The organism is Anisomitus miae (SeqCode) (genome assembly GCF_054906395.1).
The window spans coordinates 100,832-126,971 of the sequence record NZ_JBRACL010000008.1 but is presented as its reverse complement, the minus strand read 5'-3'; the positions used below and the strand labels follow the sequence as shown (position 1 = coordinate 126,971).

Sequence of the window (26,140 nt, the reverse complement as noted above, 5' to 3'; positions counted from 1 at the left end):
ACAGGTGAAGGAAACGAACAAACTAGAACTCAATAAGTTGAAAGAAATAGCTTGGGATTTTGAAAATGATACACCAATAATTAAAGATAATGAATTTGTTATTGTAGAAGGATTAGAAGCATTAAGAGTTTGGGTTTACAAGACAATTAAAACTAAAAGGTTTAAATTTTTAGCTTATGGTAAATCATACGGAACGTCAATTAATAGTTATATAGGCAAAGTATTTACCGAAAGTGTTAAAAGAGATTTTAAATCAGAAATCATAGATGCCCTAATGGTTAGTGATTACATAGATAGCGTTACTGTTACAGATTATGCCTTAGATTGCAATAACATGTATATTAATCTTAGGATACATACATTAGGAAACACACTAATGGTAATATATCAGGGAAGGAGTATAAGATAACGGACAAGGCAAGTATTACTCCTAATGGTTCGCTAACTGCCGCAGGTCCACTTAAAGATGATTTAGAAGCAATTGAATTCAAGTTAACACACGTTAACACACGCTGCTCAAGGTCAAGGGGATGCAGTAACGATTGAATTATTTGACAAGTCAGGATTTAATGGAGGAAAGAAATATTTATTAGATAGTTTCACATTAGATGATCCTCAAGCTGATGAGACATTTGAGCTAGGAGGAATAACGTTAAATTTAAAAGATTTGGATAGTAAAATAACAGCAGGAAAGAGTGGAGGGTTTGAGTTTACGAACAGTGTGAGTAAGGAAGAAGAAGGTATAAGATTACAAGTAGGAGCGAATAGGGAGCAAATGATAGGATTGAGTGTGGGTAACATGAGGAGCAGGGAGTTAGGGCTAGGAGGAATAGATGTGATAGGAGTAGGGAATGCGGAGGAAGCGATAGAGAGGATAGATGAAGCGATATCGAGGGTACCTAGAAAATACTTGTACAATAAAAATATCTATGATATATTTAGCTCGTGTACTTTTATAATTATATTCGCTATCATGCCTACTGCTATGGGTAATATAATTAGTACAAGGGCTAGGATCAGGATACCATCGGATTTGTAATCCGATGCTTGGGTGTTTTTATCCTGTTCCTCTTCTTTCTTTATGTACATTAGTTTCATGATTTTAAGCTCCTTTCATATTTTCTATATCATCGATTATATTTTCAATAAATCCCATAAACATGTAATGTATGTACTTAGATACATTACCTTCACTTCTTCTTTTAAGTTCTAATTTTTCATTTATATATAATCTGATTGTTATTTTGCGAGTTTTTTTAGCGTTAAAAGTATACCTCTTAATATCTGTGTAATCTTTAACATCAAATACCTTATCTAATCTGTAGTGGTCTTTTAGGTCTATACTTAAAAAATAATCGTTAGTCAAGTCGGCACGTATCAATTTTCTTATAAAATTACATACGTTGTATCTATTAAACAGACAACATAGTTTATAGAATTTCTCACAAATCCGTATAGTTATTTGTGCGTCATATTCTCTAAAATCTCTTTCTCTTTGCTTCTTCGGCATTGATATCACCTAAAATCTTTTTAAATATTAGTTTAACTACATGTGTACCTAGATTTGTGCTTTTGCTGTTGCAATAGTTTGTAAAAATGTCTAGGTAATAATCACGATTTTGGTTTATAAAATCCACAGTCTCCATATCAGAATTAATGATAATGTTATTGAATACGTCATAGAAATTATAATGATCAAGTATGGTATCTAACTTTTTACACATTAGTATATTGGGTAATTTAATTGTTTTGGCAACGTCTAGCACAAATATTTTAAACTCGTCCATGTTAACAAAATTATCTAGGTAATTATCTACAAATATTTGATTATTTAATATTGATACGTTAGCTTTTGTGTTAAATTCTATGCACCTAAATAAATCTACTACCTTATGTATTTCGTAACAAATTATATCTAGGGTTTTATCTATGGTATCCATATAAAATGTTGATGTCATTTTAAAATTCCTTTCATTTTAATTCCTAATATAATTTTTAAAATAATTTGGAAACATTCCAACCAATTACGGTGATTATTTCATCATCCTTTAATTTTTCAAATACAATATTTTCAAGATCTTTTGCTATGAGTATTTCTGCCTTATCTAAATTGTAATCTTGTTTTATTTGTTGCATTATATTAAAAACATCTGTATCAATACCTTTATACTTATCATTTATGACAAAATAAAAATTATTAACTGAAGTCCATTTACTCAATAAATAATTAAATCCTTTACGAATCTTTTTCAAAACATCACATTTACTAATATATTCAGGAGCATATACCTGATAAAATGTTCCTGTATTTGCTATATAAGCATATTTTTTTCTATCTTCTGTATTATTTCCTAAAGTTTCAATAGGAGTAAATTTTTTCTCTGCATAACTCATTATTGATATGAACAAATCTTCAAACGGTTGCCCACTACTTTCAAAGATCTTATTCCTAAATATCAATCTTGAAAGTACTTTTTCTTGAAGTTCCATATAAAACTCCTTTTAACTAGGATATTTTTAATTATTAATACATCCACTCTTTAGATCTCCTGTAATGTCATTGATTTGTGATCGTACCATATAAGCATCTAACTTAAGTTTGATTATTTCGTTTGTTAGATTGAGATACTCTTTGTTTAATTTAGTTAATCTATATTTTCTAATCGCTAATTTGATTAAATTTTTAAAGTTATTGATTAATTTTGCCAAAAGGATCATCCTCTCTTTTTGATATTATTAATAAGCATACTTATAGCATCTTTCCTTAGTTTAAGATTTTTAATATCATCTTCAACTTGTTTAACTATCTTGGATAATTCAGCTATTTTATTATTAATTTTAGCTTTGTATAATATCTTTTCATTTGTCCTTTCTGCTAAATCAGCTAAGTCATCAAATAATGTATTAAGCATCTTGTACACCTATCAAATCATATATTGATATTTGACCATCAATTGCGGGTATAGCAACATAATCATAATCCATGTATATACACTCCTCCTAATCATAATAATTTTCTATTAGCAGTCTTTCGAGTTCATCAAAATCATACTCTCTTTGATCAAAATTGCAAAAAGAGTTTTTTATTTTTTTGATATGTTGCATATTAAAATTAGGTATGTAATTATTAAAAACTTTGATGAAATATTTTAGTGGTTTAATTAGTATTTTTCCATTGCAATATTTTGCAACATTTAAAAATTTATCTGGTGATTCTGTATATAAACTGTAATATTGTTCTAGTTCTGATTTTTTAAATTTAATATTGCAACTAGTCAAAATATTAGTAACATCTGTATATTTAGGGTCATTATGGGACAGATTTTTATCATAACTATAACTATTTTTGATGTTACTAATAATTTTTTTGATTTTGGTGTGTATATTGCTAATTGACTTTATTTTTCTGCTGATACGTGATATAATGCCAGATGTAGCCTTTAGTGATTTTAAATCAGCCCTATAAGTTAAGAGTTTAGAAATAAATTTTCTCGGCTTGTCAACCAAAACCATCAACTGGCAAAAATGATTATTTTTGCATATATTGGTTCTGGTTGTAAATTTTGGTAGTATACTGATTAATCCTAAGGCTTTGAGAGTTTTTTTGTAGTTTGCTATACTAGACTTGCTAATAAGCAGTTTTTCCGCTGCGTGGCTGTCTTTTGCGATTACAAAATTATTATTTTTGTGCTCGCCGTCTAATATTAACCAATTTTGTCTTACAGATATTTTCTGCAGATTATACAAATATTGGTAATATCTTTTACAGCCACTAGTTAGGATTTTAGATTTCAGCACCAAACTACAATTACTCATTTTTTTTGCAAACTCCTTATGATTATTTCGCTTAGGTAAAACCCCTAAGTTTCCTAGGCTTGTGGGGTCTGTTGATTTTTGATTGACTAGATAATAGCACAGATTTATTAAATATGTCAATAATGTTTTAGAATAATTTAGAAGGAGTTTGTTTTTAATATGGAAAATTTTAGTAGTAATTTGAGATATAAGATAAAAAAATATGTAAAACTTAATAACTTTTCTTACGAGTATGTTGAAAGTAGAGGTGCGACTGGTGTGGGCGAAGCCATTAAAAAGGGTAGTACACGCTTAAATAATTTATTTGTATTGTCACAAGTCCTTGATGTAGACGTTAGAAACTTTTTAATATTTGATGATAATACATATAAATTTAAAAAGTCGTTTGATAACTTTGAAGATTTTTATCGTTTTTTAAGACATAGATTTAAAATTGTAAGGCAGCAAAAAAAAATGACTGCCAAAGATATCTTGTATAGTTTGAATAGGTCAAAAAATCTTGCATCCACTAATACAATATACGACTTTGAATCAGGAAGATCGGGAATATCTATAAAAAAGTTTTATCAGTATTTAAGTGCAATTGACGTAACTAGCAATGATTTTTTCTTAGAGAATGAACGATATGAAGTTAAAGAAAATACGGTTAACAATGAAATGACAATTGATATGTTTAATGATAGAATTTATGAAATTGAAAAGGCACAAGGAAAGATGCTGAGAAGTGATATAAATATTAGTATAGATAGGTTGCCTACGTTGCATGTGTTTTTGAGGATATGCAAATGTTTAAAAATACACCCACGTGACTTTTTTGACTTTGAGAAGAAAGAATTTGAAATATATAGGTTAAAAAATATAGATGTCTGGTTCAACTATTTAAAGAATAAGATGAATATAAAGTATCTAAAAAATAACAGATACATTGAGTTGTCTACGGTTTTCTTGTTTTGCAATGAGAATAATATTCCCATAGTTGATTTTTTCGATATTTCAAGGCATGAAGGGAATATTAGCCAAATTCAGCTTATCCATAGATGATAGGTTGAATTATGTAGAGCATTTCGATACTTTTGATATTATGGAAGTTTATTTTGTTATATATAACTCAAGTAGAGATATTATATTTTTAAATGGGAAAGTGCCAGAGTATTTATTTGTATCTGAATTACCTACTAAGATGAATATAAATTTTAAAAATGTTAATGGTGATGAGAAGATAGTTTTAACCTCTCCAATTAATTTCAAAAACGAATCAGGATATATTTATATTGAAAAAAATATTGAGATATATGAAGATTTTTTGAAGCAGATGCTTCCTATTATGTTCATTGCTATTTTAGGAATAATAGGTATCAGTTCACTTGCTGGGATGTATATATCTAGGAGATTCGTAAAGAAATTAAGTATTTTAAAGTTGACGATGGAGAGTGTTAGGGATGATGGAATTTCAAGTAGGGTTATGATATCGAATTCAAGAGATGAATTTGAAAAGATAGGAGTTGTTTTCAATTCAATGATGGATGAGGTTGAAAAGTCTTTCAATATACAAACTCAATTTATCCAAGATGCTTCACATGAATTACGAACACCATTAACAATATTAAAAGGACATTTAAAAATGTTAGATAGGTGGGGTAAAAATGATAAGAGTACTCTTGATAAATCGTTGAAAATTGTATTAGACGAATTAGAACGACTCATAAAGCTCGTAAATGATTTACTTTATTTAACAAAGGTTAGGGATGATTCAAAGGTCTTAAATGTATCTCAATATGTAAATGTAAGTAATATTCTTGAAGAAGTAATTTATGGGTTTGATGTTTTGAAATCAGACATAGAGTTTGTATTAAGTACCGATGATGAAATATATTTTAAAATTTTAGAGGAACATTTAAAACAGCTAATGATTATTTTTATTGACAATTCTATAAAATATTGTGATAAAGATAGGAAGGTTATAGAGGTTAAAGTGAGGGAGGATAATTTATATTTATATATTTCTGTTCGGGATAACGGAGTAGGAATTGAGAAAAATGAAATTAGTAAAGTCGTGGATAAATTTTATAGAGTAGATAAATCCAGAAAATATAATAATGGTTTTGGTATAGGTTTATCTATAGCTTCTGAGATTATAAAATTGTATCATGGTGAAATAAAAATTTTAAGTGAATTTGGTTACTTTACTGAGGTATTGGTCAAGTTTAAAAAATAGATTTTGAAGGCAGTGGTAAGTCGTTTGGTCATCACTGCTTTTAGTTTTTACAGGATTTAAATTGAAAAAAACAATTTGTTTAAGTATCATAGGTTTTGAGGTGAAAGTTATTTATGGATAGTTTAAAATGTGAAATAATATCGGTAGGAAGTGAAATTTTGTTTGGTGATATTGTTGATACGAATTCACAATTTATAACTAATGCATTATTAGAAATTGGAATTGGTGTTTACCGACATACTTCAGTTAGAGATAATTTTGAGGAAATTATCGAATCTATAGGTGGTGCATTCGATAGAGGAGCTAGTTTAGTTATTACTTCTGGAGGATTAGGTCCGACCGATGATGATATAACGAAAGAAGCCAGTGCTAAATATTTTGATAAGAAACTTGTATTAAATCATGAGTGTGTTTCAAATATGGAAAAAATTTTAGGTATAAAAGAAGATGAAATGACTGAGGCAAACCTAAAGCAGTCTTATATTCCTGAAGGTTCTGAACTTATAAAAAATGATTTTGGTACAGCCCCCGGTGTGATTTTAAATTTCGATGGCAGAATTATTATTAATCTACCTGGCCCACCTAGAGAATTGTATCCTATGTTTAATAATTATGTGAAACCTTACATTGAGACATTGACAAATTCCAAATATTATTCAGAATTATTAAGAGTTTACGGTATAAGTGAAGGTAATATAAATCAATACCTTACAGATTTATTTAGAAACGAAAACCCAACTCTTGCTCCTTACATTAAGGATGATGATTTAGTATTGAGAATAACTGCAAAGTGTGCAAATGAAAATGAGGGTAAAGCATTAGTAAGAAGATGTAAAGATGAAGTTTATAGAAGAGTTGGGAAATTTATATATGCTGAGGGAGAAAAGTCAATTGAGGAATTACTCTTTGAGCAATTATCAAAAAGGAATTTTAAAATTTCGTTTGTTGAATCTTGCACTGCGGGGATGGTAGCTTCTAGATTTGTTAATTTTCCCAGTGCCTCTTCCTGTTTTGATGAATCCTTTGTTACATATTCGAATGAGTCCAAGATAAAGAACGTCGGTGTTAGAAGGGAAATAATAAATCAGTTTGGAGCTGTAAGTAAAGAGACTGCTGAAGATATGGTAATTGGGTTGAGTAATAAAACAAATTCTCATGTTTGTATATCGGTTACTGGTGTTGCAGGACCTGGACAAAGTGAAAATAAGCCTGCAGGACTTGTATATATTGCAATTAGAATTTTGGGTAAAGTTTATATTGAAGAATGTAAATTTAGTGGAGATAGGCAAAGGATTAGAGAAAAAACTACATTTAAAGCGTTGATGAATGCTTATAACATTTTGAAAAATTATTAGTTTTTGGAGGTCGTATGAACATACTTCATACATCAGATTGGCACATTGGCAAAAAGGTAAATGAGTTTTCAATGTTTAAGAATCAGGAATATGTCTTTGAACAGATATATGAAATTATACAAAATGAAAAAATAGATATTGTAATTGTTGCTGGAGATTTGTACGATAGGCCAATTGTAGATGTAAGTTCTATAAATTTTTTGAATCGCATTTTGCTTAAAATTGTAAAAGATTATGGGATAAAGGTAATTTTAATTTCTGGAAATCATGATAGTCCTGATAGAGTTTCTTTTGGGAAAGATTTCTTAGAGAGTTCAGGTATTTACATAGAAGGAAAGTTTAGTGGGCATGTGAGCAAAATTATTTTAGAAGATGAGTTTGGATATGTGAATTTTTATCCTCTTTCATATTTTGATGAAGCTTATGTTAGACACTTGTACAACGATTCATCCATAAAAACCTCTGATGATGCATTTCGAAATATAATTGGTGAACTTGAGATTGATTATTCTGAGAGAAATATATTTGTTGGTCATGGATATTTTTCAAATAAAAATGGAGATAAAATGATAGAAAGTGATTCTGAAAGGAGGCTTTCTATCGGAGGACAGGAAGTTATAGATGTTTCTGTTCTTAGCGATTTTGATTATGTTGCACTCGGGCATTTGCACGCACCTCAAAAGGTTCTACATGATCATATTAGGTATTCTGGTTCAATTGTCAAATACTCATTTTCAGAAATGAATCATAAAAAATCTGTAACTGTAGTTAATGTTTTAGAAAAAGGGAATTGTAGTATAAAACAAATAGAATTAAAACCTAAATACAATATGTGTGAAATTGAGGGACATTTAGATCTATTAATAAAGCATGATTTTTATAGAAATTTAAATACCGATGATTACTATAGAGTTATTTTGCACGACTCAATTGGGTTATCAGATCCGGTCTCACGGCTTAGAAAGATATACAAAAATGTTATGGAGGTTAAGTTCAGAGACATAGAAAATGATGTACATTCTGAATATAACATGAATGTATCTAAGGTAAATTTGGATTCTCCTCTTACGATGTTTGCAAGTTTTTACAAATTAGTTTCTGACAAAGATCTTAATGATGATCAATCGAAAATTATGGAAGATGTAGTAAAGGATTTAGATAATTTGGAAATGACCTAGGAGGTATTTAGAATGATTCCAATATGTTTAACTATGCAGGCTTTTGGTCCGTATAGAAATGAGGAAGTAGTTGATTTTACAAAATTTTATGATAGCAAATTGTTTTTGATAACTGGAAATACAGGTAGTGGTAAAACTATGATCTTTGATGGAATATGTTACGCTCTTTTTGGTGAAGCGAGTGGACAAGATAGGAGAGCAGATACATTTAGAAGCCAGTTTTCAAATAATGAAACCCTTACATACGTAAAATTTGATTTCTTTCATAGGAATAGGAAGTACAGCATTACAAGAGAGCCCGAGCAGATTAAGATTTCTAAAGGGAAAGAGGTTATCCATAGGTCAAATGCAAAAATTATTTTTGATGATGAGATAGTGACAGGTGTTAAAAATGTAAATCAGATAGTGAAAGAGATTTTAGGAATAGATTATACTCAGTTTAAGCAAATTGTTATGATAGCTCAAGGTGAATTTAGAAAATTGGTTTCTGCAGATTCAAGAGAGAGAGAACATATATATAGGAAAATTTTTAACACAACTAATTTTGAGAGTATACAAAATTCTTTAAAGGAAAGGTTTTCAGAGTTAGATAAAAGAATATCACATTTAAATGAAAAGATTATTGGATTACTAGAATCGATAAAACTTATAAGAGAAATTTCTTATGAGGATTTAGGTATAGAACAAATACTGAAAATTTTGAAAGACGATATCTTAAATTATTCAAATAAGTATAATGATTTGATTTGTAAAGAAAAAGATTTATCTGAAAATATCGAAAATAAAAAACTCGTCCTTAATAAATTGAAAGAGCTTGATAAACTTGAAACACAATTTAAAAATATGGATATTCCCAAATTAGAAAAGGAGTCTAGTTATCTAAGTAGAGTTAAGAAAACGTTTTTAATAAGTGAGAAGGAAAGAAATTTACATAGACTTGAGGAGTCATATTCTAGTTTTATCAAAGAGATAAGTGAACTTAAAATTAATCTCAGTGAATGTGAAGAGAGTTTAAAGTTATACAAAACGGATCTTGAAAATATGAAATTCAATAATTCTCAAATTGAAATTCTTAAAAATAAGATTATTGAAATTGAAATTTTAGAAAATTGTGTGGATGAAAAGATTGTACATGAAAAAAGGATTTTGGATTATAGATCTAAGGTGAAATGTAATGAGATGAATAGAAAAAGTTTTATTGATAAAATAGCTATTCTTGAAAATGAAAAAGACAAGATCTTGAAATTCGAAATTGAAAATAAAGATATAGCCCAAAAGATTTTAAAAATTGAAAAGAAAATTGATGATTTGAATCTGGTTAAAGTTAACTTGTCAAAGTATAGTGATGATTTGAAATTGTATGAAAAAACTTTATTAGAGCTTGAGGAAAGCGGTCTTTTGTATGATGAAATTTCCAAATTGTACAAAGAGAAAAATCTTGAGTTGATGAAAAGTGAGGAGGTTTATTTTAAAAATCAGGCAGGGATTTTAGCTAAAAGTCTTAAGGAAAATTCACCTTGTATGGTTTGTGGCTCTACGATTCATCCTAATAAAGCTTTAGTGCCTGATGATTTTGTGGATGAAGAATCTTTGAAGAGATTGAAGGGAGAATTTTTAAATATTCAAACTAAACGAGAGCAAATTAGTAATAGGATAATATCTTTGAAAAATCAAATATCATTTGGCGAAAATAATTTGATGGACAAGTATAATCAACTTAAATTAGCTGATGAGGATTTTAATTTTGTTGATTTTCCAATTTTTAAAATGGAAGATTCTTTATTTGAAAAAATTGATTTCCTATTTAATGAATTTAAATTTGAACTTAATGAATGCGAAAAAATTAATAATAGGATTTTGCAATCTAAAGATATTGTCTTAAAAATAGATAATGACATCAAGATGAGTAATGATAGTAAGAATATCTTAGATAAGGATATAGATAAAATGAATGTGGATATATCCGCAAGTGAGCTAATCTTAAAACAAAATAAAGATAGGTTGTTAAAGTATAATATACATACAAAAAACGATTACATAGATATTTTGAATAGATCGAAAAGTGAGTATAAAGATCTATTAACGAAGAGTCAAGCAATGAATGATAATGTAAGAAATTATGAAGACAAAATCATGAAATTAAAAACTCAAATTGATACTAAAAATAACGATATTTCAAAACTTGAAGCTGACGTCATGAAAAATAAAGAAGATTTCTTAAATTCTATAAATGAAAATGGATTTAGTAGTATTGAAGATTACATAAATTTTAAATTGCCTGAGAGTGAATATAATAAGAGAAATCAACTTTTGGAAAGTAAAAGAGACGATTATAGATTTTTAAAATCAAGCATATCAAATTTGAAAAAAGAGATTGGGTCTAATGATTCCATGGAAATTGAAAATATTAATAATCACCTAACTGAATTAATACAAAAGCTTAATGAAGTTGGGGAGTTAGAGAGAGAGCTCTCTAACAAAATCACGTTACTGAAGAATGTTAAAGATAACATAATGTCAATTGATAAAAATATTTCTGAGCTCGATAAATATAGAACTAACCTAAACGAATTGAGCAAGATATCAAACGGAAACAATAAATATAAAATTAGTTTTGAGAGATATATTTTGGGAATTTACTTTAAGGAGATAATAGCTGCTGCCAATATACGTTTTTTGAAATTAACAAATGGTCGCTATCTATTTAGGCATATGAAAGAGAGGTTTGATTTAAGGGTTCAGCAAGGATTAGATGTTAGCGTATTTGATAATTACACTTCAAGTGAACGTAAAATAAATACATTATCAGGAGGGGAAAGCTTCAAGGCATCACTTTCTTTGGCACTTGGTCTTTCTGATGTTATTCAAAGGCATTCGGGAGGTATATCAATAGATACATTATTTATAGATGAGGGATTTGGTTCTCTTGATTCAGATTCGTTACAAAATGCACTTGACTGTTTAGTGGATGCTAATAGTGAGTCTAAACTCATAGGGATAATATCTCATGTACAGGAGCTGAAAGATTTTATAAATTCTAAGATTGAAGTTTTGGACTCAGTAAATGGAAGCAGAATAAAACTAAATGAATAGGGGGAGGAGAAAAGTTTTAGGTAGGGTGTATAAATAAATCTAAAATTGTAATAATAATAGAGAACTCCTTTTAAAAAATATATTTAATTAATTTTCTTATCCTCTTAATTTTAAAGGTGTATTACTTAAAGTATTACACACCGTATTTTCAAAAGACTTAAAATAGCATTTGTAAAGATATAATAAATTCTGTTTGACAGAGTTTATTATATTTTTTTATAAAAAATGGCGACATACATTAGTATATCGCTAAATTTTAAAAAACTACTTATTCAAAATACGATTCCATTTACTGGCTTTTTTTGAGAGTCATTATTATCATCTTTGTTAGGGGTAGAATTCTTATCATTATTATTTATTATAGAGCCTATTGATATTCCAATTCCGGTAGAAGATAAAATAGTTATCCCAATTAGACTTCCTGTGATAATTCCATTTCCACCAAGATATTTTTTAAAGGGATTAGGAGTATTTGGATTTTTATTAATTGGCATTGCTTTTGTACGCAATGGAGTTAATAAAGAACTTGAAGCTTGAGTGGCAACGATTGAAGCAATAATTATAGCTGGTAGCTTTAATTTATTGTTTTTCATTGTAAATGAAAAGCCTCCTTAAAGAGAGATTTAGGTTTATAATGTTAATCGAACCCTTCGTCGTATATCGTACATAATTATGGAAAACTTTATATTTTGTCTAATATTTAAGTTTAGGAGGATTTATGGATTTATTTGAGAAAACAGTTTCAAATGAGATAGTTTATAAAGGTGAAATTTTTAATGTAGAAAAGATAAAAGTTTCACTTCCAGATGGAAATATATCAAATAGAGATGTCGTTAGACATAACGGTGGTGTAGCAATTGTAGCAATGAGAGATAATGGAAAAATATTGTTTGTTGAGCAGTTTAGAAAAGCAATAGATACAGTATTGATTGAAATACCAGCAGGAAAATTAGAAAAAGGTGAAGATCCATTTGAATGTGCTATAAGGGAGCTTGAGGAAGAGACAGGATATAAATCTGATAATGTAAAATTTATTGGTAAGATTGTAATGGCACCTGGATTTTCGGATGAGATAATTTATATTTATTTTGCAAGAGATTTATATAAAGGAAGAAAAGGAGGAGATGATGATGAATTTATAAATTTGTACGAATTTGATCTTTTAGAAACGAGTTCCATGATAGAAAGTGGAAAGATATTTGATAGCAAAACCATATGTGCAATAAAATTTTTGGAAAAATTCATTTCTTGTAAATAGAAAAAAAGATTTTTACTTTATGTAATTAATAAAATCATCCTCTCATATTTATTAAAATGGGGGGATAAAAGTATGATAAGAAGTAGAAATTTATCATCGGGACTAAGGGAGAGTTATAGCAAAAATTTTATTATTTATACTGTAGTATTTCTATTTCTACTTTCGGGATTTTTAATAGGGGTTTATTTATTTACATATTTAGATTCAGAGATTGTTACTTATCTTAAGAATGATTTTATTGACTATATGAAAACAATTAATTCTGGAAATTTCAGTATAAGCTATGTATTGCAGACATCATTTTTGTCGTCTGTAGTTCCTATTGTGATTTTTATTTTGTTTAGCACGAACATAATTTTTTCACCAATTACTCTAGTTATTTTGTCATTGAAGGGTTTTACATTGGGATTTACAGTAACGTTTATGCTAACAAATTTTGATCTTAAAGGAGTTTTGTTAACAGTTCTTACAATAATAATTCCTAACATAATAACGATGTTTTTATATGTTTTACTATGTGTAAAGAGTATATCAAGAGGAATATCTAGAACAAGACTTAGAGGAAGATTTTCCACTAATGATAATTGCATATCCATAAAGTTTTTAAGTTTATTTATTTTTGTAAGCATTTTAACTTCTTTGTTATTTCAATGTCTTATTACACCATTTATAATCAAATTGATATTCTAAAAACTCAGGAGGGCTTATGAGGATTGTAGATATTATAGATAAAAAGAAGAATGGACTTGAACTGACGAAAGAAGAGATAACTTACTTTATAAATGAATATACTTGCGGTAATATTCCTGATTATCAAGCGTCCGCTCTAATTATGGCTATGTTTATAAATGGAATGTCTGATAGTGAAACAAGTGATTTAACGTTTGCTATGGCGTTTTCTGGTCAAGTGTTGAATTTAAGTGATATTGATGGAATTAAGGTAGACAAACATTCAACAGGTGGGGTTGGAGATAAGGTATCGCTCATTATATCACCTATAGTTGCAGAATTTGGGATTCCAGTAGCAAAAATGAGTGGACGTGGATTAGGGTTTTCTGGAGGAACTATAGACAAACTTGAATCAATAGATGGTTTTAGAACCAGTATGACAACTGATGAATTTAAAAATCAGATAAAGAAACATGGCATAGTTATTGCTGGTCAGACTGGTGATCTTGCCCCAGCTGATAAAAAGATATATGCTCTTAGGGATGTAACAGCTACAGTAGATAGTATACCGTTAATAGCGTCGAGTGTAATGAGTAAGAAGATAGCCTCTGGTGCTGATGCTATCGTTTTGGATGTTAAAGTTGGAAGTGGAGCATTCATGAAAACATTAACAGAAGCAGAGAAACTCGCAAATGCTACGTTGGATATAGGGAAAAAATTAGGTAAGAAAGTTATTTGTATAATATCTGGCATGGATGAACCGCTCGGAAATGGAGTAGGAAATATAATAGAAGTTAGAGAGGTATTAGATATCTTAAAGGGAAATGGTCCTGAAGATTTAATGGAAGTATCTTTGACTATAGCATCTGCCATGATTTATTTAGGAGGAAAGTCCAGTTCAATGGAGGAGGCAAGGGAAAAGATATTATATAAAATTAAAGATGGAAGTGTATACAATAGATTTATACAATGGATTTCTTCTCAGGGAGGAGATATATCTATTTTTGATGATATAGAGAACTATAAATTAGCTTCTAAGATTGATGTGTTTAAAGCAGATAGAGATGGATATATTGATTCCATGAACACAGAAGAAATTGGCAAAATTTGTGTAGTCTTGGGTGCGGGTAGAGAAACTAAAGATAGCGTGATAGATCCATCGGTTGGACTCGTTTTTGATAAGAAGGTTTCAGATTATGTGAAAGCTGGAGACGTTATATGTTATATTCATCATAATAATTTTAAAGATATTGACTCGATACAGAGGAAATTGAGAGAAATAATTAAAATTTCTGATCAATGTAGAACAAAGAATGAATTAATTTACAAGATTAAAAAATAAAAATTAACATTATAACCATATTAAATAATATCACAATAATTGGTGATTATATTTGTATGGTTATTTTTTTTGTCAATAGGAGGATTATTCATGAGAATATTTAGGTCAATTTTATTCGGTGTTTTGTGTTCGTTTGTGGTTAGTTGTTTTCCAGTGAAAGCTATGAATGATTCCACTCAAGGAATAGATGTTGAGGCAAAATCTGCTATACTAATGGAAGCAGAATCAGGAAAAATTGTTTTTGATAAGAATTCGAAGGAGAAATTTGCTCCTGCCTCAGTAACTAAGATAATGACTATGCTTTTGACCATGGAAGCAATCGATAGCGGAAAAATTAAATTAGATGACGTAGTGACAATAACTGAAAATGCTCAAAAAATGGGTGGTAGTACTATGCTTTTGGAGGCAGGAGAGCTTAGGACTGTTGAAGATCTTTTAAAGGGCGTAGCCATAGCTTCTGGGAATGATGCAGCGGTTGCACTAGCCGAATATCTTAGTGGTACGGTTGATAATTTTGTAAAAAGCATGAATGCAAGGGCTAAAGAACTTGGGATGAAAGATACTACATTTCAAAATCCCACTGGACTTCCAACAGATAATCATTTGACTACAGCTTACGATATATCGATTATGTCAAGAGAGCTTTTGAAGCATGAAGGCATACTGAAATATAGTGGTACATATATGGAAACTATTTCCGCAAATAGAAAGACTCCAATAGAACTTGTAAACCATAATAAATTGGTTAGGTTCTTTAATGGATGCGATGGATTGAAAACTGGATTTACAAACGAGGCAAAGTATTGCATATCTGCAACTGCACAAAGAAATGATGTTAGAATGCTTGCTATTATAATGGGAGCACCAACTTATAAAATAAGAAATAGAGATGCAAGCATGTTATTGAATTATGGTTTTTCTATATTTGAAAGAAAAGAATTGATATCTCAAGATTCAGACATATCTGAGTTTCAGTTTGGTAATCGTAAAGATAATTTTGTCATCTTGAAGGCAAAGCAGTCACTTAATGTTGTTGTTGAGAAGGGAAAAGAACCTAAAATATCAACTAAACTTAACATAGATAAAAATAAAAAGAGCATAAAGCAAGGTGAAGTGTTAGGGGAAGCCGTAGTTTTAGTAGACGGGAAAGAAGTAGGAAAAGTTGAAGTTTATAGCGATCGTGATTTGAAAGTAAATAGTTTAATGGATAAGATTTTTGGTTTCTTTAAAAATGATTCTGATGAAGAAGAGAGTTTAGAAGAGAAGTAATATTTAAAATAGAGTAATTGTTCCGATTACTCTATTTTTTATTTTTTTGGTATAATAAATAAAATCAAATTTTATTTAGTTATAAGGGTTTGAAATTTGGAATGAATATAAAAATAGAAAATTTTGAAGGACCGTTTGATTTGCTGCTACACTTAATTAAAAAAAATAAAATGGATATCCATAATGTAAACATTTATGATATAACAGTTCAGTACATAGATTACATAAATAAGTTGAAGGAAATAGATTTGGATTTAGCATCTGAATTCATCGTCATGGCAGCGACACTAATTGAAATAAAATCTCGTTCCCTTTTACCTAGAAAGACGAGAGCTGAAAACAAAGATTCTCAAAGTGAAGAAGATTTACAGAGTACGTTATTTGATAAACTCTTAGAGTATAGGAAATTTAAACGAATTTCTCAATATATGTTGTCCAAATATGTATCTGAGGGAAATTCCTATTTTAAAAAGCCAGAAATAATATTTCAAAAAAAAGATTTGAATATAGACTTGAATGAAATATTCAAAGGAATGGATATTATGGATTTTTACGTGAAGTATAAATATTTGATAAATTCATATAATCAAAAGCAAAATTCTTCAAATCCTATTAAAACCAATATTTATATAGATAAATTCAAGGTAGAGGATAAAATTAAATATCTAAAGGAAAGAGATGAAACCATAATAAAGTTTGATGATATTGTGAAATCTTGTAAAGAGAAAATTGAAATAATCGTTACGTTTATTGCTATTTTAGAGCTTGTTAAGCAAAAATATTTTAAGGTTATTCAAGTTGATCGATTTAGAAATATAATAATTCAAAAAAATCAGGAAGTTGGTGAGGAAATTTTATATGAATGAATTGGAATTTGATATGGATTTAATGGAGATTTACTTTTCTGCTATAGAATCAATACTTTTTGTCCATGGCGATCCTATTTCTATTAAAAACATAAGTAGCATTTTAGATGAGGATATGGAGACTATTAGTAAAATTATGGATGAGTTTGAAGAATTATACAATAGACCAAACAGAGGAATAAAGTTATTTCGTATAGATGATAAATATCAATTGGGAACAAAACCGGAAAATGAGAAATATATATCTAAGCTTTTAAAAACTAATCAGCGTCAGTCTCTTTCTCAGGCAGCTATAGAAACTCTTTCAATAGTTTCGTATAAGCAGCCAATAACTAAAATTGAGATTGAGGAAATACGAGGTGTGAGAAGTGATAAAGCAATCCAAACACTTTTAGAGAAAGATTTAATCAAGGAATCCGGAAGACTTGAAGTCGCAGGACGACCAATTCTATATGGGACTACAGATAATTTTCTAAAGCAATTTGGAATTAAGAAATTAGAGGAACTTCCAAATCTTGATGATAGTGATAGTCTGGAGGACTAAATTGCACCAATTATATAACCAATAACAAATACCAAAACACAAAATGCTATTCTTCGTACTAGGTATATTGAATATTTCGACATATAAACTACTCCTTTTTAAAAATGTTAATACAATTATAACAGATTTAGGTTATATTAGAACAAAAAAATAAAGAAACCAAGTAAGAGTCATAATCGCAGTTTTAATAAGCTATATACGTGCTTAAACTTTATACATGATAAATGTTTAATTTTAATATAAACATAAATACAAAGTCTAATTTTATGATTCTTAAATGGTTTCTACGCTAACTATATTAACCACTTTAAATTATTTTATTCAATCTTAAAACACTAATATACAAGTTTTAAATAAAGTCTGCCTTGTAATTTTCAATAAACAGTTTCCTTTCGCCATTCTCTTCAATTAGTGATAACGGTATTCCAAGTTTCCCACTTATTTTGCACTCTTCGAAAATATCAAAATTATCTCTAAAATATAAAAATTGTTTAAGGTTACTCATACTTTCGGGTATATCTATGTATTCAAATTTTATATTTTTGTTTGAAAGATCCTCTTTCAACATAGTACAAGCTTGTCATTGATTATTTCCATAAATCTTTATGTTACGCATTTTAAAATCCTCCTCATTATGGTAGATAATTCTTGTTTATTTCAATTGTTTGTTCTCTATCAGCACCTACAGAAATTATTGAAACTTTTATACCGGTAATTTCTTCTATTTTGAATATATAGTTTTTAGCATTTGTGGGTAGATCGTCAAACGATTTTACGTTTGAAATATTGCTATCCCATCCATTTAGTTCTATGTAAATGGGTTTACACTTACTAAATTCATCTATTGTTGAAGGTATGTAATCTATCTCTTTTCCATTTAGTAAATAAGATGTACATATTTTGATTTTATCAATGCCAGTTAAAACGTCAAGAAGTGTTATAGCTAAGTTTGTTACTCCAGAGATTCTTTTTCCATGTTTCAAAATTACCGCATCGAGCCAACCGATTCTTCGAGGTCTACCTGTTGTTGTACCATATTCATGAGCAATTTCACGAATCTTGTTTGATGTATCAGAATTCATTTCTGTTGGGAACACACCCTCTCCAACACGAGTTGAATATGATTTTGATATTCCCAAAACTTTATTTATACTTTGGGGAGGTATTCCACAATTTATTGCCACAGATGATGCTGATGGTGATGAACTTGTAACATAAGGATATGTGCCATGGTCTAAGCAAAGCATTATACCTTGAGCTCCTTCAAATAATATTTTCTTGTTATCACCAAAGCATGAAGACAAAAATAGGGAAGTGTCTTTTACATATGGTCTTATTGTATTTGCATAAGAAATATATTTACTAAAAATTTCATCGATACTAAATTGAATTGAGTTGAACGCTAGTAGAATTTTGTTTATGTATTTCAAGTTTGAAGAGAGTTTCTCATAGAAGGAAAGTTCATCCATTAAATCGCCAATTCGGATTCCTATTCTCATCGATTTGTCCATATAGCATGGTCCAATTCCTTTTTTAGTTGTACCGACTTTATTATTTCCCTTTAGAGTTTCAAAAATTTCATCCAGTTTTATATGGTATGGAAATAATACGTGAGCTCGATCTGAGATATGTAAATTTTCGCAATTAAAGTCTTGGGATTTTAAAAAATTGATTTCTGTCACAAGGGATTCCGGATTTATCACCATACCATTTGACATAATGTTTTCTATTTTATTATTGAATATCCCAGATGGAATTAAGTTTAGTGCGTATTTATTGTTATTGAATTTTATTGTGTGGCCTGCGTTGTTTCCTCCTTGGAATCTTACGCATACGTCAAAATTCTTACAAAGGTAATCTGTAATTTTGCCTTTTCCTTCATCGCCCCATCCCATACCAACAATTACTAATGAATTCATTTAAAGTTCTCCTAACTACAAAATATAAAATTAAGAATGATGGTTTTAGCTTTCAGCGTTTTAATTATAACAAATTTTATAGAATTTAGGTTGATTTTTAGTTAAAATTACTTGAGGAATTAATTTTAAGAATTTTTCAAGGAGTAAATATGATTGATAGATATTCGAGAAAGATAATGTGTGATATTTGGTCCGACAAAAATAAGTTCGAATCTTGGTTGAAGGTTGAGCTTTTATCTAGCGAGGCTTTTAGCGAACTTGGAATTGTCCCCAAGGACGATATGAAGAAACTACAGAAGAATAGTAAAATTAATTTAGATAGAATACATGAATTGGAAAGGGAAACTTTTCATGATGTTGTTGCATTCACACGCTCTTTAAGTGAGGGACTTGGAGAGGAGAAGAAATGGATACATTATGGATTGACCAGTACTGATGTGGTTGATACCGCTTATGGTTACATATTGAAGCAGGTAAATGAAATCTTGAAAGATGATATTACAAGATTGTTGGGAATTTTGAAATTAAAGGCTATCAAATACAAAAACACTCCATGTATAGGTCGAACTCATGGAGTCCATGCTGATATCACAAGTTTTGGACTTAAGTTTGCACTTTGGTACGATGAGATGAAAAGAAATCTTTGTAGGTTTGAATCAGTTTCAGAGGAAGTGGAGGTTGGAAAAATAAGTGGTGCTGTTGGGACCTTTGCCAATACAGATCCGTTTGTACAGGATTACGTTTGTGATAAATTGGGAATTGCCTCTTCCAATATTTCAACTCAAACCCTTCAAAGGGATAGGCATGCTGCATATGTTTCTATAATTTCACTGATAGGATGTACTCTTGAAAAGATTGCAACAGAGATAAGGCATCTTCAAAGAACGGAAGTCCGTGAAGTTGAGGAATCATTTTCAAAAGGTCAAAAAGGATCGAGTGCTATGCCACATAAAAGAAATCCCATATCGAGTGAAAATATATCGGGATGTGCAAGAGTCTTAAGGGGATATGCATTATCATGTTTTGAAAATGTTACTCTTTGGCATGAGAGAGATATTTCTCATTCTAGTGCTGAAAGAATAATATTACCTGATGCTACTACGTTGCTTGACTATATGTTAAATAGAGCGTACAAAATTATAGAAAACCTTGTGGTATTTGAGGAAAATATGATATCAAATATTTATAAGACTAATGGCGTTATATTTTCGCAACGAATATTGACAAAATTAATTGATAAAGGATTGGCTAGGGAACAGGCTTATGATATTGTGCAACCATTATCTATGGAGTCTTGGATACATAATAGGGATTTTATGGATATTTTACTGGGCAATACCCAAATAATAAAATATTTATCTGAAGATGAGATTAAGGATGGATTCTCTTTGGATTTTCATTTGCGTAATGTTGATAGGATTCTAAAAAGAGTTGGTATTTTGTGTGAGGAGGGAGAAGATGACCTCAATAAAAGAGATTGAAGTAAGGTATTCAGAGACGGATCAAATGGGAATTGTATATCATGCAAATTATCTTGCGTGGATGGAGATGGGAAGAACGACCTTTTTAAAGGATATAGGATTTAATATAATAGGACTTGAAGAAATGGGATATATATTTCCTGTTTATGCTATGGATATAAAATTTATAAATGCCACAAGATACGGGGAAAATATAAGGGTTGAAACCGTTGCTTATGAAATAGGAAAATTGAGAACCATTTATATGCAAACAATCCTTAATGACAATGATGAAATTAAGGTTAAGGCAACAGTCACAATCGTTTGTGTAAGAAAATCAAATTTCAAGGCTGTGCGTATTGATAAAGAACTTAAAGATTTGTACAATTCACTTCATTTAAATAAGAATTTTTAATGTGGTTTTGTCTATAAACGAAATCACATTTTCTTCTTCCATACTTTTAAGTTCTCTTGATATTGATCCACGAGCTATGCCCAAAATTTTTGATAACTCGGTTTTTGTATGATTAATTTTTGTTATGCCGTCTTTTATATTTTTATAAAAGTAGAACATTAATTTGGTTCTTACGTTTTTAGAGTTTAATATTTTAACTTTATCCCTTAAAAAAAGTACGTTATTCGAAAGCATCTCTATGAAATTGTTCATAAAGTTCATATCCTCTTCGAGCATTTTCCTAATTTGGTCAAAGGGAATATGAATGATTTGAGAATCTTCATGTGCTATTAGAGTAAAGGGATAATTTTTATTTTTAGAGCCGTATAGGGAACAACCGAATGAATCGTTTTTCTCACAAAGCTTTACATAAAGAATATCTCCGTCTTCTGAAATTTCACTTATGTACAGAGAGCCGTTCAATACAAAACTTACACATTTGCACTGTTGATATTCCTGAACAACTATGGAATCTTTTTTGTAACAGCTTATATTGATGTGCCCATTGCTCAATAGTTCCTTCATTAATTCGATATTTGAGTTTTTGAATAAAGGATTTTCAAATAAGTTATTTGGTATCATAAACAAACCTCTAGAAATTTTACTTTATTTAACACAAGTTACACTTTTGTTTTCTAACAATTAGTATACTTTAATTGATTTTAGAATTCAATTGAGGAGGAAATTCTGTGAGTATGTTTTGTTATCAATGTCAAGAGGCTTCACGAGGTATTGGATGTACGATTTTAGGAGTTTGTGGAAAGAATGAAAATGTTGCGAAGTTATTGGATTTTTTAGTTTATGCTGTTGGGAAAATTTCAAGTGCAGTAATTGAAAATAAATTAAATATAAATCATATAAGCAATGTTAATAGAGCTGTGATTGAATCTCTTTTTATGAGTATTACAAATGTAAATTTTGATGAAGAAGATATATTTAATCAAATTAAGAAAAACATTTTAATCGAAAATGAAATCAAAGGAAATAGTGAACATGAATTTGGAAATTTAACGAAGGAAGAAATTTTGAAGATTGCTGATGAAGTTGGAGTGTTGAATGAAATTAACGAAGATATAAGATCAGTAAAGCAAATGATCGTTTATGGAATTAAAGGAATGGCAGCTTATGTTAGCCATGCTTTTGTTTTAGGTTGTGAGGATTATGAGATTTACAAATTTATCTATGAGTCTTTTTATAAAATTTCAAATTGCGAAATGACACTTGATGATCTTATAAATTTGGTGTTTGAAACCGGTAAATTTGGAATTAGAGCAATGGAAATTTTAGATAACGCAAATACAAGTAGATATGGACATCCTGAAATAACAGAGATTAATATTGGCACGAGGAATAGACCAGGGATTTTAGTTTCTGGACACGACCTCAGAGATATGGAAGATTTGCTTGATCAAATTGAGGGAGAAGACATTGATGTTTATACGCATGGTGAGATGCTTCCAGTTCACACATACCCTTATTTTAAAAAATATAAAAACCTATATGGAAATTATGGTGGTGCGTGGCATAGACAATTGGATGATTTTGGCACATTCAAAGGACCAATTTTATTTACTACCAATTGTATAGTGTCTCCACAGAATGAGGAAATTAAGAATAGAATTTTTACTACAGGTTCTGTTGGATATCCAGGGTGTAAACATATAAATACGACGAAAGATGGTAGGAAAGATTTCAGTGAGGTTATTAATATGGCAAAGGAATGTTCTCCACCAATTGAAATAGAAAGTGGAAATATCGTAGGAGGATTTGCACATAGACAGGTAAAGCAACTTATGGATAAACTTATTGAAAATATAAAAAGTGGTAATATAAAAGAGTTTGTTGTAATGGCAGGATGTGATGGAAGGATGAAGTCGAGAGAGTATTACACAGAAAAAGCAAAAAGTCTTCCAAAGGATTCGATTATATTAACTGCTGGTTGTGCAAAGTATAGGTATAATAAATTGGATTTGGGGAATGTGAATGGCATTCCGAGGATTTTAGATTCAGGTCAATGTAATGATTCGTATTCAATAGTTCGTATTGCTATGGAATTACAAAAGCAATTTAAGTTAGAGGATATTAATGATTTACCTATTCAGTATGATATTGCATGGTATGAGCAGAAAGCAGTTATAGTTTTGCTTTCACTTCTGTATTTGGGTGTTAAGAATATAAAATTAGGTCCAACTCTTCCTGCATTTTTGTCTCCAAACGTTAAGAATTTTTTGATAGAAAGATTTATGGTTTCTACAATTTAACTTTTAAGAGTTTTAGATTTTAAAACACATACACTTTGTATGTGTTTTTTTGTTAATAATATTGGAAATAAATTTATATTCCCAAATTGAATATAATCAAATCTTATACCAATACTAACTGTATAGTAATTTATTGTCTAAGGAAGGTAAGCAGATGAAGAAAGATAATTTGAGTATCATTGGTATTGTAGTTGGGATTGCCATGCTTTTGTATGCTGTTAGTGGAGGGAGAACCTCGCTTATGGCTTTTGTAGACGTAAAATCATTTGTAATTGTTATAGGTGGTTCATTTGCTGCGATGTTGGTAAGTTTTTCCTTACAAGAGATAAAGAGTATAGGTAAATTTTTTTCAGTGGTTACTAGGGATACAAATAGAGATAAGATTTCTTTTATAGAAAATATTATAAATATTTCAAAGAAGTCTAGAAAAGAGGGTATGTTATCCCTGGAAACTGAAATTGAAAAAATGGAAGACGAATTTTTAAAGCAAGGTATTAAACTTATTGTAGATGGTGCTGAAGAGGATACCTTACTAGCTATTCTGGAAAGTGAAATTGAAAATTATGAAGAGAGAATGAGGCAAGGAGTCAGATTTTTCAAACAGTGGGGTGCTTATGCTCCGGCATTTGGTATGATAGGAACTTTGGTTGGATTGATTCAATTGCTTGGTAATATGGAAGATATAACAAAACTTGTTGCTGGTATGGCGGTTGCGTTAATAACTACACTGTATGGTTCTATAGCCGCTAACTTGGTTTTACTTCCGATTGCAGATAAGATTTCATTGAATAGTTCGAAGTTAGTTGATTTTATAAATTTTCAGTATAGAGCGATAAAATGTATAAGAATGGGGTACACTCCAAAAATGATACAGGAAATTTTAAGTACCTATTTAGATGATAAGGAGAAAGTTGTTTTGGAAGATAAAATGAAAAATTCGAACAAGAAATAATCTGGCGAGGTGAATTAGTTGTCGAAGAAGAAGCAAGAAGAGCAAGGTGGAGGAGCCCCTGACTGGATAGTAACCTTTTCTGATACTATGACTTTGCTTATGGTATTTTTTATATTACTGTTTTCTATGTCTACAGTTGATGAGAAGAAGGAAGTAAAACTTACATCTGCATTTAATAAAATCCTTAATGGCGGTGGTGATAATCCGATACTTGGAGAAGGTGTTGGAGATGATATATTAATGAACGATACGGGCAATGTTCAGAATTCTGATAACATTGAGGAATTATTAGGGACTCTCAATAAGTTAATTAAGCAAAAGGAATTGCAAGATTATATTTTTGTTGAAAAAGTTGAGAGAGGAGTGTCAATGGTTCTCGTTGATTCTTTACTTTTCGAATCTGGTAAAGCGGATTTGAAATATGAAAGTAGAGAGTTATTAGTTGATATTGCAGAGGTATTAAACGAAGTTGATAATCAAATTGTCATAGAAGGTCATACAGACAATGTTCCTATAAGTACTTATATGTTTGCTAGTAACTGGGAGTTGTCTACAGCAAGGGCTGTAGTTGTTACTAGATTCTTAGTTGAAAGTTCGGGAATTAATCCAGTTAGAATTTCTGCTCAAGGATATGGTGAATATAGACCGATTGTTTTAAATGATACAGCAGAAAATAAATCTAAAAATAGACGTGTAAATGTTTTGATTTTGAATAAGTCAGAAGGGTGATATTATGGCCAAGGATAATCAAAAGAAATTCAATAAAGGTATGTTAATAATAATTGTTATTTTGTTATTAATTATAGTTATAGGAGGGGTTGCAGGATTTTTTATAATTAGTAAAGCTTTGAGCAATGGAGAAATAAAAGAGAGGAAAATTGTTGAGCAGGTTCTAAATTTTGAAGAAATTATTGTTAACATAAACGACGTATCATCTAATAAATATGCTAAATTTACATTAGCAGTTACGTATGATTCTAAGAACAAGGGAATACTCGAAGATATAAATTCGAACATACATAAAATAAAAGATGGTATTATATCAATTTTTAAAGAGAAGAAAGTCAGTGATATTGATGATAGTTACGGAATTGAACAAATAAAACAAGAGATAAAGCAAAAAATAAACTCTATACTTGAAGACAATGAAATAATATCAGTATATTTCACAGATTTGATAATTCATTAAAATTACATAATATGAGATATTTATGAATTTATTAGCGTTAATTTTAATTATGATTTTGTTGTTTCTTGTTTACGTGAAGGTCAATTTTAAGAATTTTAGTTCTCAAAATAAGGTCGTAAAGATTATTTGTAAAACTCCAATATCTAAAGATAGTTATATTTTGATTGTAAAAATAATGACAAAATATTATTTATGTTCTTCTACGCAAAGTGAATTTAGGGTAATTGAAAATGTGGATGAGACTGAACTAAATAACTATTTAAATTTAAAAAAGGAAGTACTATCTAAAGAGGAGTAGAT

29 protein-coding genes are annotated in these 26,140 nt (G+C 29.6%); 20 read left to right on the top strand and 9 right to left on the bottom strand.

All coding sequences use genetic code 11. The features are described 5' to 3' along the window. Positions 1-4: 4 nt before the first annotated feature. Both AALI31_RS06190 and AALI31_RS06185 read left to right on the top strand, forming a co-directional pair. Positions 5-409, top strand: a complete 405-nt coding sequence (locus AALI31_RS06190) for a DUF2634 domain-containing protein (RefSeq protein ID WP_489885663.1) — start codon at positions 5-7, stop codon at positions 407-409. 258 nt (positions 410-667) lie between these two features. Then, positions 668-1,039 carry a hypothetical protein gene (locus AALI31_RS06185; protein WP_489885662.1) on the top strand — a complete coding sequence of 124 codons (372 nt, stop codon included), beginning with the start codon at positions 668-670 and terminating at the stop codon, positions 1,037-1,039. A gap of 63 nt (positions 1,040-1,102) precedes the next feature. Here AALI31_RS06185 and AALI31_RS06180 read toward each other — a convergent pair whose 3' ends face one another. The 5 genes from AALI31_RS06180 to AALI31_RS06160 form a co-directional block, all read right to left on the bottom strand. Beyond that, positions 1,103-1,510: a hypothetical protein gene (locus tag AALI31_RS06180; protein ID WP_489885661.1), complete on the bottom strand. Its 408-nt coding sequence runs from the start codon at positions 1,508-1,510 to the stop codon at positions 1,103-1,105. Beyond that, on the bottom strand, positions 1,479-1,958 hold the full coding sequence (locus AALI31_RS06175) for a hypothetical protein (RefSeq protein ID WP_489885660.1): 480 nt from the start codon (positions 1,956-1,958) through the stop codon (positions 1,479-1,481). Before AALI31_RS06175 ends, AALI31_RS06180 begins: the two co-directional genes overlap by 32 nt. Before the next feature lie 37 nt (positions 1,959-1,995). Beyond that, complete coding sequence (locus AALI31_RS06170) at positions 1,996-2,490, bottom strand: hypothetical protein (RefSeq protein WP_489885659.1); 495 nt, start codon at positions 2,488-2,490, stop codon at positions 1,996-1,998. A gap of 224 nt (positions 2,491-2,714) precedes the next feature. Next, positions 2,715-2,912 carry a hypothetical protein gene (locus AALI31_RS06165; protein WP_489885658.1) on the bottom strand — a complete coding sequence of 66 codons (198 nt, stop codon included), beginning with the start codon at positions 2,910-2,912 and terminating at the stop codon, positions 2,715-2,717. 88 nt (positions 2,913-3,000) lie between these two features. Beyond that, positions 3,001-3,816, bottom strand: a complete 816-nt coding sequence (locus tag AALI31_RS06160; protein WP_489885657.1) for a hypothetical protein — start codon at positions 3,814-3,816, stop codon at positions 3,001-3,003. A gap of 159 nt (positions 3,817-3,975) precedes the next feature. On the opposite strand from AALI31_RS06160, the gene AALI31_RS06155 reads away from it, so the two are divergent. From AALI31_RS06155 to AALI31_RS06135, 5 genes are all read left to right on the top strand, one after another. Next, positions 3,976-4,857: a helix-turn-helix domain-containing protein gene (locus AALI31_RS06155; RefSeq protein WP_489885656.1), complete on the top strand. Its 882-nt coding sequence runs from the start codon at positions 3,976-3,978 to the stop codon at positions 4,855-4,857. Then, a complete protein-coding gene (locus tag AALI31_RS06150) occupies positions 4,817-6,031 on the top strand; it encodes a sensor histidine kinase (protein ID WP_489885655.1) in 1,215 nt (404 codons plus the stop codon). Before AALI31_RS06155 ends, AALI31_RS06150 begins: the two co-directional genes overlap by 41 nt. A gap of 113 nt (positions 6,032-6,144) precedes the next feature. Further along, positions 6,145-7,386 (top strand): competence/damage-inducible protein A, encoded by a 1,242-nt coding sequence (locus AALI31_RS06145; RefSeq protein WP_489885654.1) that lies wholly within the window; start codon positions 6,145-6,147, stop codon positions 7,384-7,386. A 14-nt stretch (positions 7,387-7,400) separates the two neighbouring features. Then, entirely contained in the window at positions 7,401-8,564 is a 1,164-nt protein-coding gene (locus AALI31_RS06140) for an exonuclease SbcCD subunit D (RefSeq protein WP_489885653.1), read from the top strand. A 12-nt stretch (positions 8,565-8,576) separates the two neighbouring features. Next, on the top strand, positions 8,577-11,657 hold the full coding sequence (locus AALI31_RS06135; RefSeq protein WP_489885652.1) for an SbcC/MukB-like Walker B domain-containing protein: 3,081 nt from the start codon (positions 8,577-8,579) through the stop codon (positions 11,655-11,657). Between the two features lie 272 nt (positions 11,658-11,929). On the opposite strand, the gene AALI31_RS06130 is transcribed toward AALI31_RS06135, so the two are convergent. Next, positions 11,930-12,250, bottom strand: coding sequence for a hypothetical protein (locus tag AALI31_RS06130; protein ID WP_489885651.1), 321 nt, complete (start codon positions 12,248-12,250; stop codon positions 11,930-11,932). A gap of 125 nt (positions 12,251-12,375) precedes the next feature. Here AALI31_RS06130 and AALI31_RS06125 point away from each other — a divergent pair, with 125 nt between their 5' ends. The 6 genes from AALI31_RS06125 (at position 12,376) to scpB (ending at position 17,605) form a co-directional block, all read left to right on the top strand. Then, complete coding sequence (locus AALI31_RS06125; protein ID WP_489885650.1) at positions 12,376-12,915, top strand: NUDIX domain-containing protein; 540 nt, start codon at positions 12,376-12,378, stop codon at positions 12,913-12,915. Positions 12,916-12,987: 72 nt separating this feature from the next. Beyond that, positions 12,988-13,605: a stage II sporulation protein M gene (locus tag AALI31_RS06120; RefSeq protein WP_489885649.1), complete on the top strand. Its 618-nt coding sequence runs from the start codon at positions 12,988-12,990 to the stop codon at positions 13,603-13,605. A 16-nt stretch (positions 13,606-13,621) separates the two neighbouring features. Beyond that, positions 13,622-14,926: a pyrimidine-nucleoside phosphorylase gene (locus AALI31_RS06115; protein ID WP_489885648.1), complete on the top strand. Its 1,305-nt coding sequence runs from the start codon at positions 13,622-13,624 to the stop codon at positions 14,924-14,926. 90 nt (positions 14,927-15,016) lie between these two features. Next, positions 15,017-16,195: a D-alanyl-D-alanine carboxypeptidase family protein gene (locus AALI31_RS06110; protein ID WP_489885647.1), complete on the top strand. Its 1,179-nt coding sequence runs from the start codon at positions 15,017-15,019 to the stop codon at positions 16,193-16,195. Between the two features lie 101 nt (positions 16,196-16,296). After that, the gene (locus tag AALI31_RS06105; protein ID WP_489885646.1) at positions 16,297-17,061 is read left to right on the top strand and encodes a segregation/condensation protein A; all 765 of its coding nucleotides are present in this window, start codon (positions 16,297-16,299) and stop codon (positions 17,059-17,061) included. Next, entirely contained in the window at positions 17,054-17,605 is a 552-nt protein-coding gene (gene scpB / locus AALI31_RS06100) for an SMC-Scp complex subunit ScpB (protein WP_489885645.1), read from the top strand. Before AALI31_RS06105 ends, scpB begins: the two co-directional genes overlap by 8 nt. A gap of 349 nt (positions 17,606-17,954) precedes the next feature. On the opposite strand, the gene AALI31_RS06095 is transcribed toward scpB, so the two are convergent. Beyond that, complete coding sequence (locus AALI31_RS06095) at positions 17,955-18,173, bottom strand: glutaredoxin domain-containing protein (protein WP_489885644.1); 219 nt, start codon at positions 18,171-18,173, stop codon at positions 17,955-17,957. 64 nt (positions 18,174-18,237) lie between these two features. Further along, on the bottom strand, positions 18,238-19,524 hold the full coding sequence (locus tag AALI31_RS06090; RefSeq protein WP_489885643.1) for an adenylosuccinate synthase: 1,287 nt from the start codon (positions 19,522-19,524) through the stop codon (positions 18,238-18,240). A gap of 149 nt (positions 19,525-19,673) precedes the next feature. Between AALI31_RS06090 and purB the strand changes: the two genes are divergently transcribed. Beyond that, the gene (gene purB / locus AALI31_RS06085; protein ID WP_489885642.1) at positions 19,674-21,005 is read left to right on the top strand and encodes an adenylosuccinate lyase; all 1,332 of its coding nucleotides are present in this window, start codon (positions 19,674-19,676) and stop codon (positions 21,003-21,005) included. Then, complete coding sequence (locus tag AALI31_RS06080) at positions 20,983-21,399, top strand: acyl-CoA thioesterase (protein ID WP_489885641.1); 417 nt, start codon at positions 20,983-20,985, stop codon at positions 21,397-21,399. The genes purB and AALI31_RS06080 overlap by 23 nt, the downstream gene beginning before the upstream one ends. On the opposite strand, the gene AALI31_RS06075 is transcribed toward AALI31_RS06080, so the two are convergent. Then, a complete protein-coding gene (locus AALI31_RS06075; protein ID WP_489885640.1) occupies positions 21,382-22,020 on the bottom strand; it encodes a Crp/Fnr family transcriptional regulator in 639 nt (212 codons plus the stop codon). The genes AALI31_RS06080 and AALI31_RS06075 overlap by 18 nt on opposite strands. Before the next feature lie 107 nt (positions 22,021-22,127). Here AALI31_RS06075 and hcp point away from each other — a divergent pair, with 107 nt between their 5' ends. From hcp to AALI31_RS06050, 5 genes are all read left to right on the top strand, one after another. Beyond that, entirely contained in the window at positions 22,128-23,699 is a 1,572-nt protein-coding gene (gene hcp / locus AALI31_RS06070) for a hydroxylamine reductase (RefSeq protein WP_489885639.1), read from the top strand. Positions 23,700-23,853: 154 nt separating this feature from the next. Then, positions 23,854-24,651, top strand: a complete 798-nt coding sequence (locus tag AALI31_RS06065) for a motility protein A (RefSeq protein ID WP_489885638.1) — start codon at positions 23,854-23,856, stop codon at positions 24,649-24,651. Positions 24,652-24,669: 18 nt separating this feature from the next. After that, positions 24,670-25,380 carry an OmpA/MotB family protein gene (locus tag AALI31_RS06060; RefSeq protein WP_489885637.1) on the top strand — a complete coding sequence of 237 codons (711 nt, stop codon included), beginning with the start codon at positions 24,670-24,672 and terminating at the stop codon, positions 25,378-25,380. A 4-nt stretch (positions 25,381-25,384) separates the two neighbouring features. Then, positions 25,385-25,840, top strand: a complete 456-nt coding sequence (locus tag AALI31_RS06055; protein ID WP_489885636.1) for a flagellar basal body-associated FliL family protein — start codon at positions 25,385-25,387, stop codon at positions 25,838-25,840. 49 nt (positions 25,841-25,889) lie between these two features. Further along, positions 25,890-26,138: a flagellar biosynthetic protein FliO gene (locus AALI31_RS06050; protein WP_489885635.1), complete on the top strand. Its 249-nt coding sequence runs from the start codon at positions 25,890-25,892 to the stop codon at positions 26,136-26,138. Positions 26,139-26,140 lie beyond the last annotated feature (2 nt).

Bases quoted from the DNA above. Each gene is read 5' to 3' on its own strand.
- AALI31_RS06180 (WP_489885661.1), bottom strand. From the start codon at position 1,510: ATGCCGAAGAAGCAAAGAGAAAGAGATTTTAGAGAATATGACGCACAA.
- AALI31_RS06175 (WP_489885660.1), bottom strand. From the start codon at position 1,958: ATGACATCAACATTTTATATGGATACCATAGATAAAACCCTAGATATA.
- AALI31_RS06170 (WP_489885659.1), bottom strand. From the start codon at position 2,490: ATGGAACTTCAAGAAAAAGTACTTTCAAGATTGATATTTAGGAATAAG.
- AALI31_RS06165 (WP_489885658.1), bottom strand. From the start codon at position 2,912: ATGCTTAATACATTATTTGATGACTTAGCTGATTTAGCAGAAAGGACA.
- AALI31_RS06160 (WP_489885657.1), bottom strand. From the start codon at position 3,816: ATGAGTAATTGTAGTTTGGTGCTGAAATCTAAAATCCTAACTAGTGGC.
- AALI31_RS06155 (WP_489885656.1), top strand. From the start codon at position 3,976: ATGGAAAATTTTAGTAGTAATTTGAGATATAAGATAAAAAAATATGTA.
- AALI31_RS06150 (WP_489885655.1), top strand. From the start codon at position 4,817: ATGAAGGGAATATTAGCCAAATTCAGCTTATCCATAGATGATAGGTTG.
- AALI31_RS06145 (WP_489885654.1), top strand. From the start codon at position 6,145: ATGGATAGTTTAAAATGTGAAATAATATCGGTAGGAAGTGAAATTTTG.
- AALI31_RS06140 (WP_489885653.1), top strand. From the start codon at position 7,401: ATGAACATACTTCATACATCAGATTGGCACATTGGCAAAAAGGTAAAT.
- AALI31_RS06135 (WP_489885652.1), top strand. From the start codon at position 8,577: ATGATTCCAATATGTTTAACTATGCAGGCTTTTGGTCCGTATAGAAAT.
- AALI31_RS06130 (WP_489885651.1), bottom strand. From the start codon at position 12,250: ATGAAAAACAATAAATTAAAGCTACCAGCTATAATTATTGCTTCAATC.
- AALI31_RS06125 (WP_489885650.1), top strand. From the start codon at position 12,376: ATGGATTTATTTGAGAAAACAGTTTCAAATGAGATAGTTTATAAAGGT.
- AALI31_RS06120 (WP_489885649.1), top strand. From the start codon at position 12,988: ATGATAAGAAGTAGAAATTTATCATCGGGACTAAGGGAGAGTTATAGC.
- AALI31_RS06115 (WP_489885648.1), top strand. From the start codon at position 13,622: ATGAGGATTGTAGATATTATAGATAAAAAGAAGAATGGACTTGAACTG.
- AALI31_RS06110 (WP_489885647.1), top strand. From the start codon at position 15,017: ATGAGAATATTTAGGTCAATTTTATTCGGTGTTTTGTGTTCGTTTGTG.
- AALI31_RS06105 (WP_489885646.1), top strand. From the start codon at position 16,297: ATGAATATAAAAATAGAAAATTTTGAAGGACCGTTTGATTTGCTGCTA.
- scpB (WP_489885645.1), top strand. From the start codon at position 17,054: ATGAATGAATTGGAATTTGATATGGATTTAATGGAGATTTACTTTTCT.
- AALI31_RS06095 (WP_489885644.1), bottom strand. From the start codon at position 18,173: ATGTTGAAAGAGGATCTTTCAAACAAAAATATAAAATTTGAATACATA.
- AALI31_RS06090 (WP_489885643.1), bottom strand. From the start codon at position 19,524: ATGAATTCATTAGTAATTGTTGGTATGGGATGGGGCGATGAAGGAAAA.
- purB (WP_489885642.1), top strand. From the start codon at position 19,674: ATGATTGATAGATATTCGAGAAAGATAATGTGTGATATTTGGTCCGAC.
- AALI31_RS06080 (WP_489885641.1), top strand. From the start codon at position 20,983: ATGACCTCAATAAAAGAGATTGAAGTAAGGTATTCAGAGACGGATCAA.
- AALI31_RS06075 (WP_489885640.1), bottom strand. From the start codon at position 22,020: ATGATACCAAATAACTTATTTGAAAATCCTTTATTCAAAAACTCAAAT.
- AALI31_RS06065 (WP_489885638.1), top strand. From the start codon at position 23,854: ATGAAGAAAGATAATTTGAGTATCATTGGTATTGTAGTTGGGATTGCC.
- AALI31_RS06055 (WP_489885636.1), top strand. From the start codon at position 25,385: ATGGCCAAGGATAATCAAAAGAAATTCAATAAAGGTATGTTAATAATA.
- AALI31_RS06050 (WP_489885635.1), top strand. From the start codon at position 25,890: ATGATTTTGTTGTTTCTTGTTTACGTGAAGGTCAATTTTAAGAATTTT.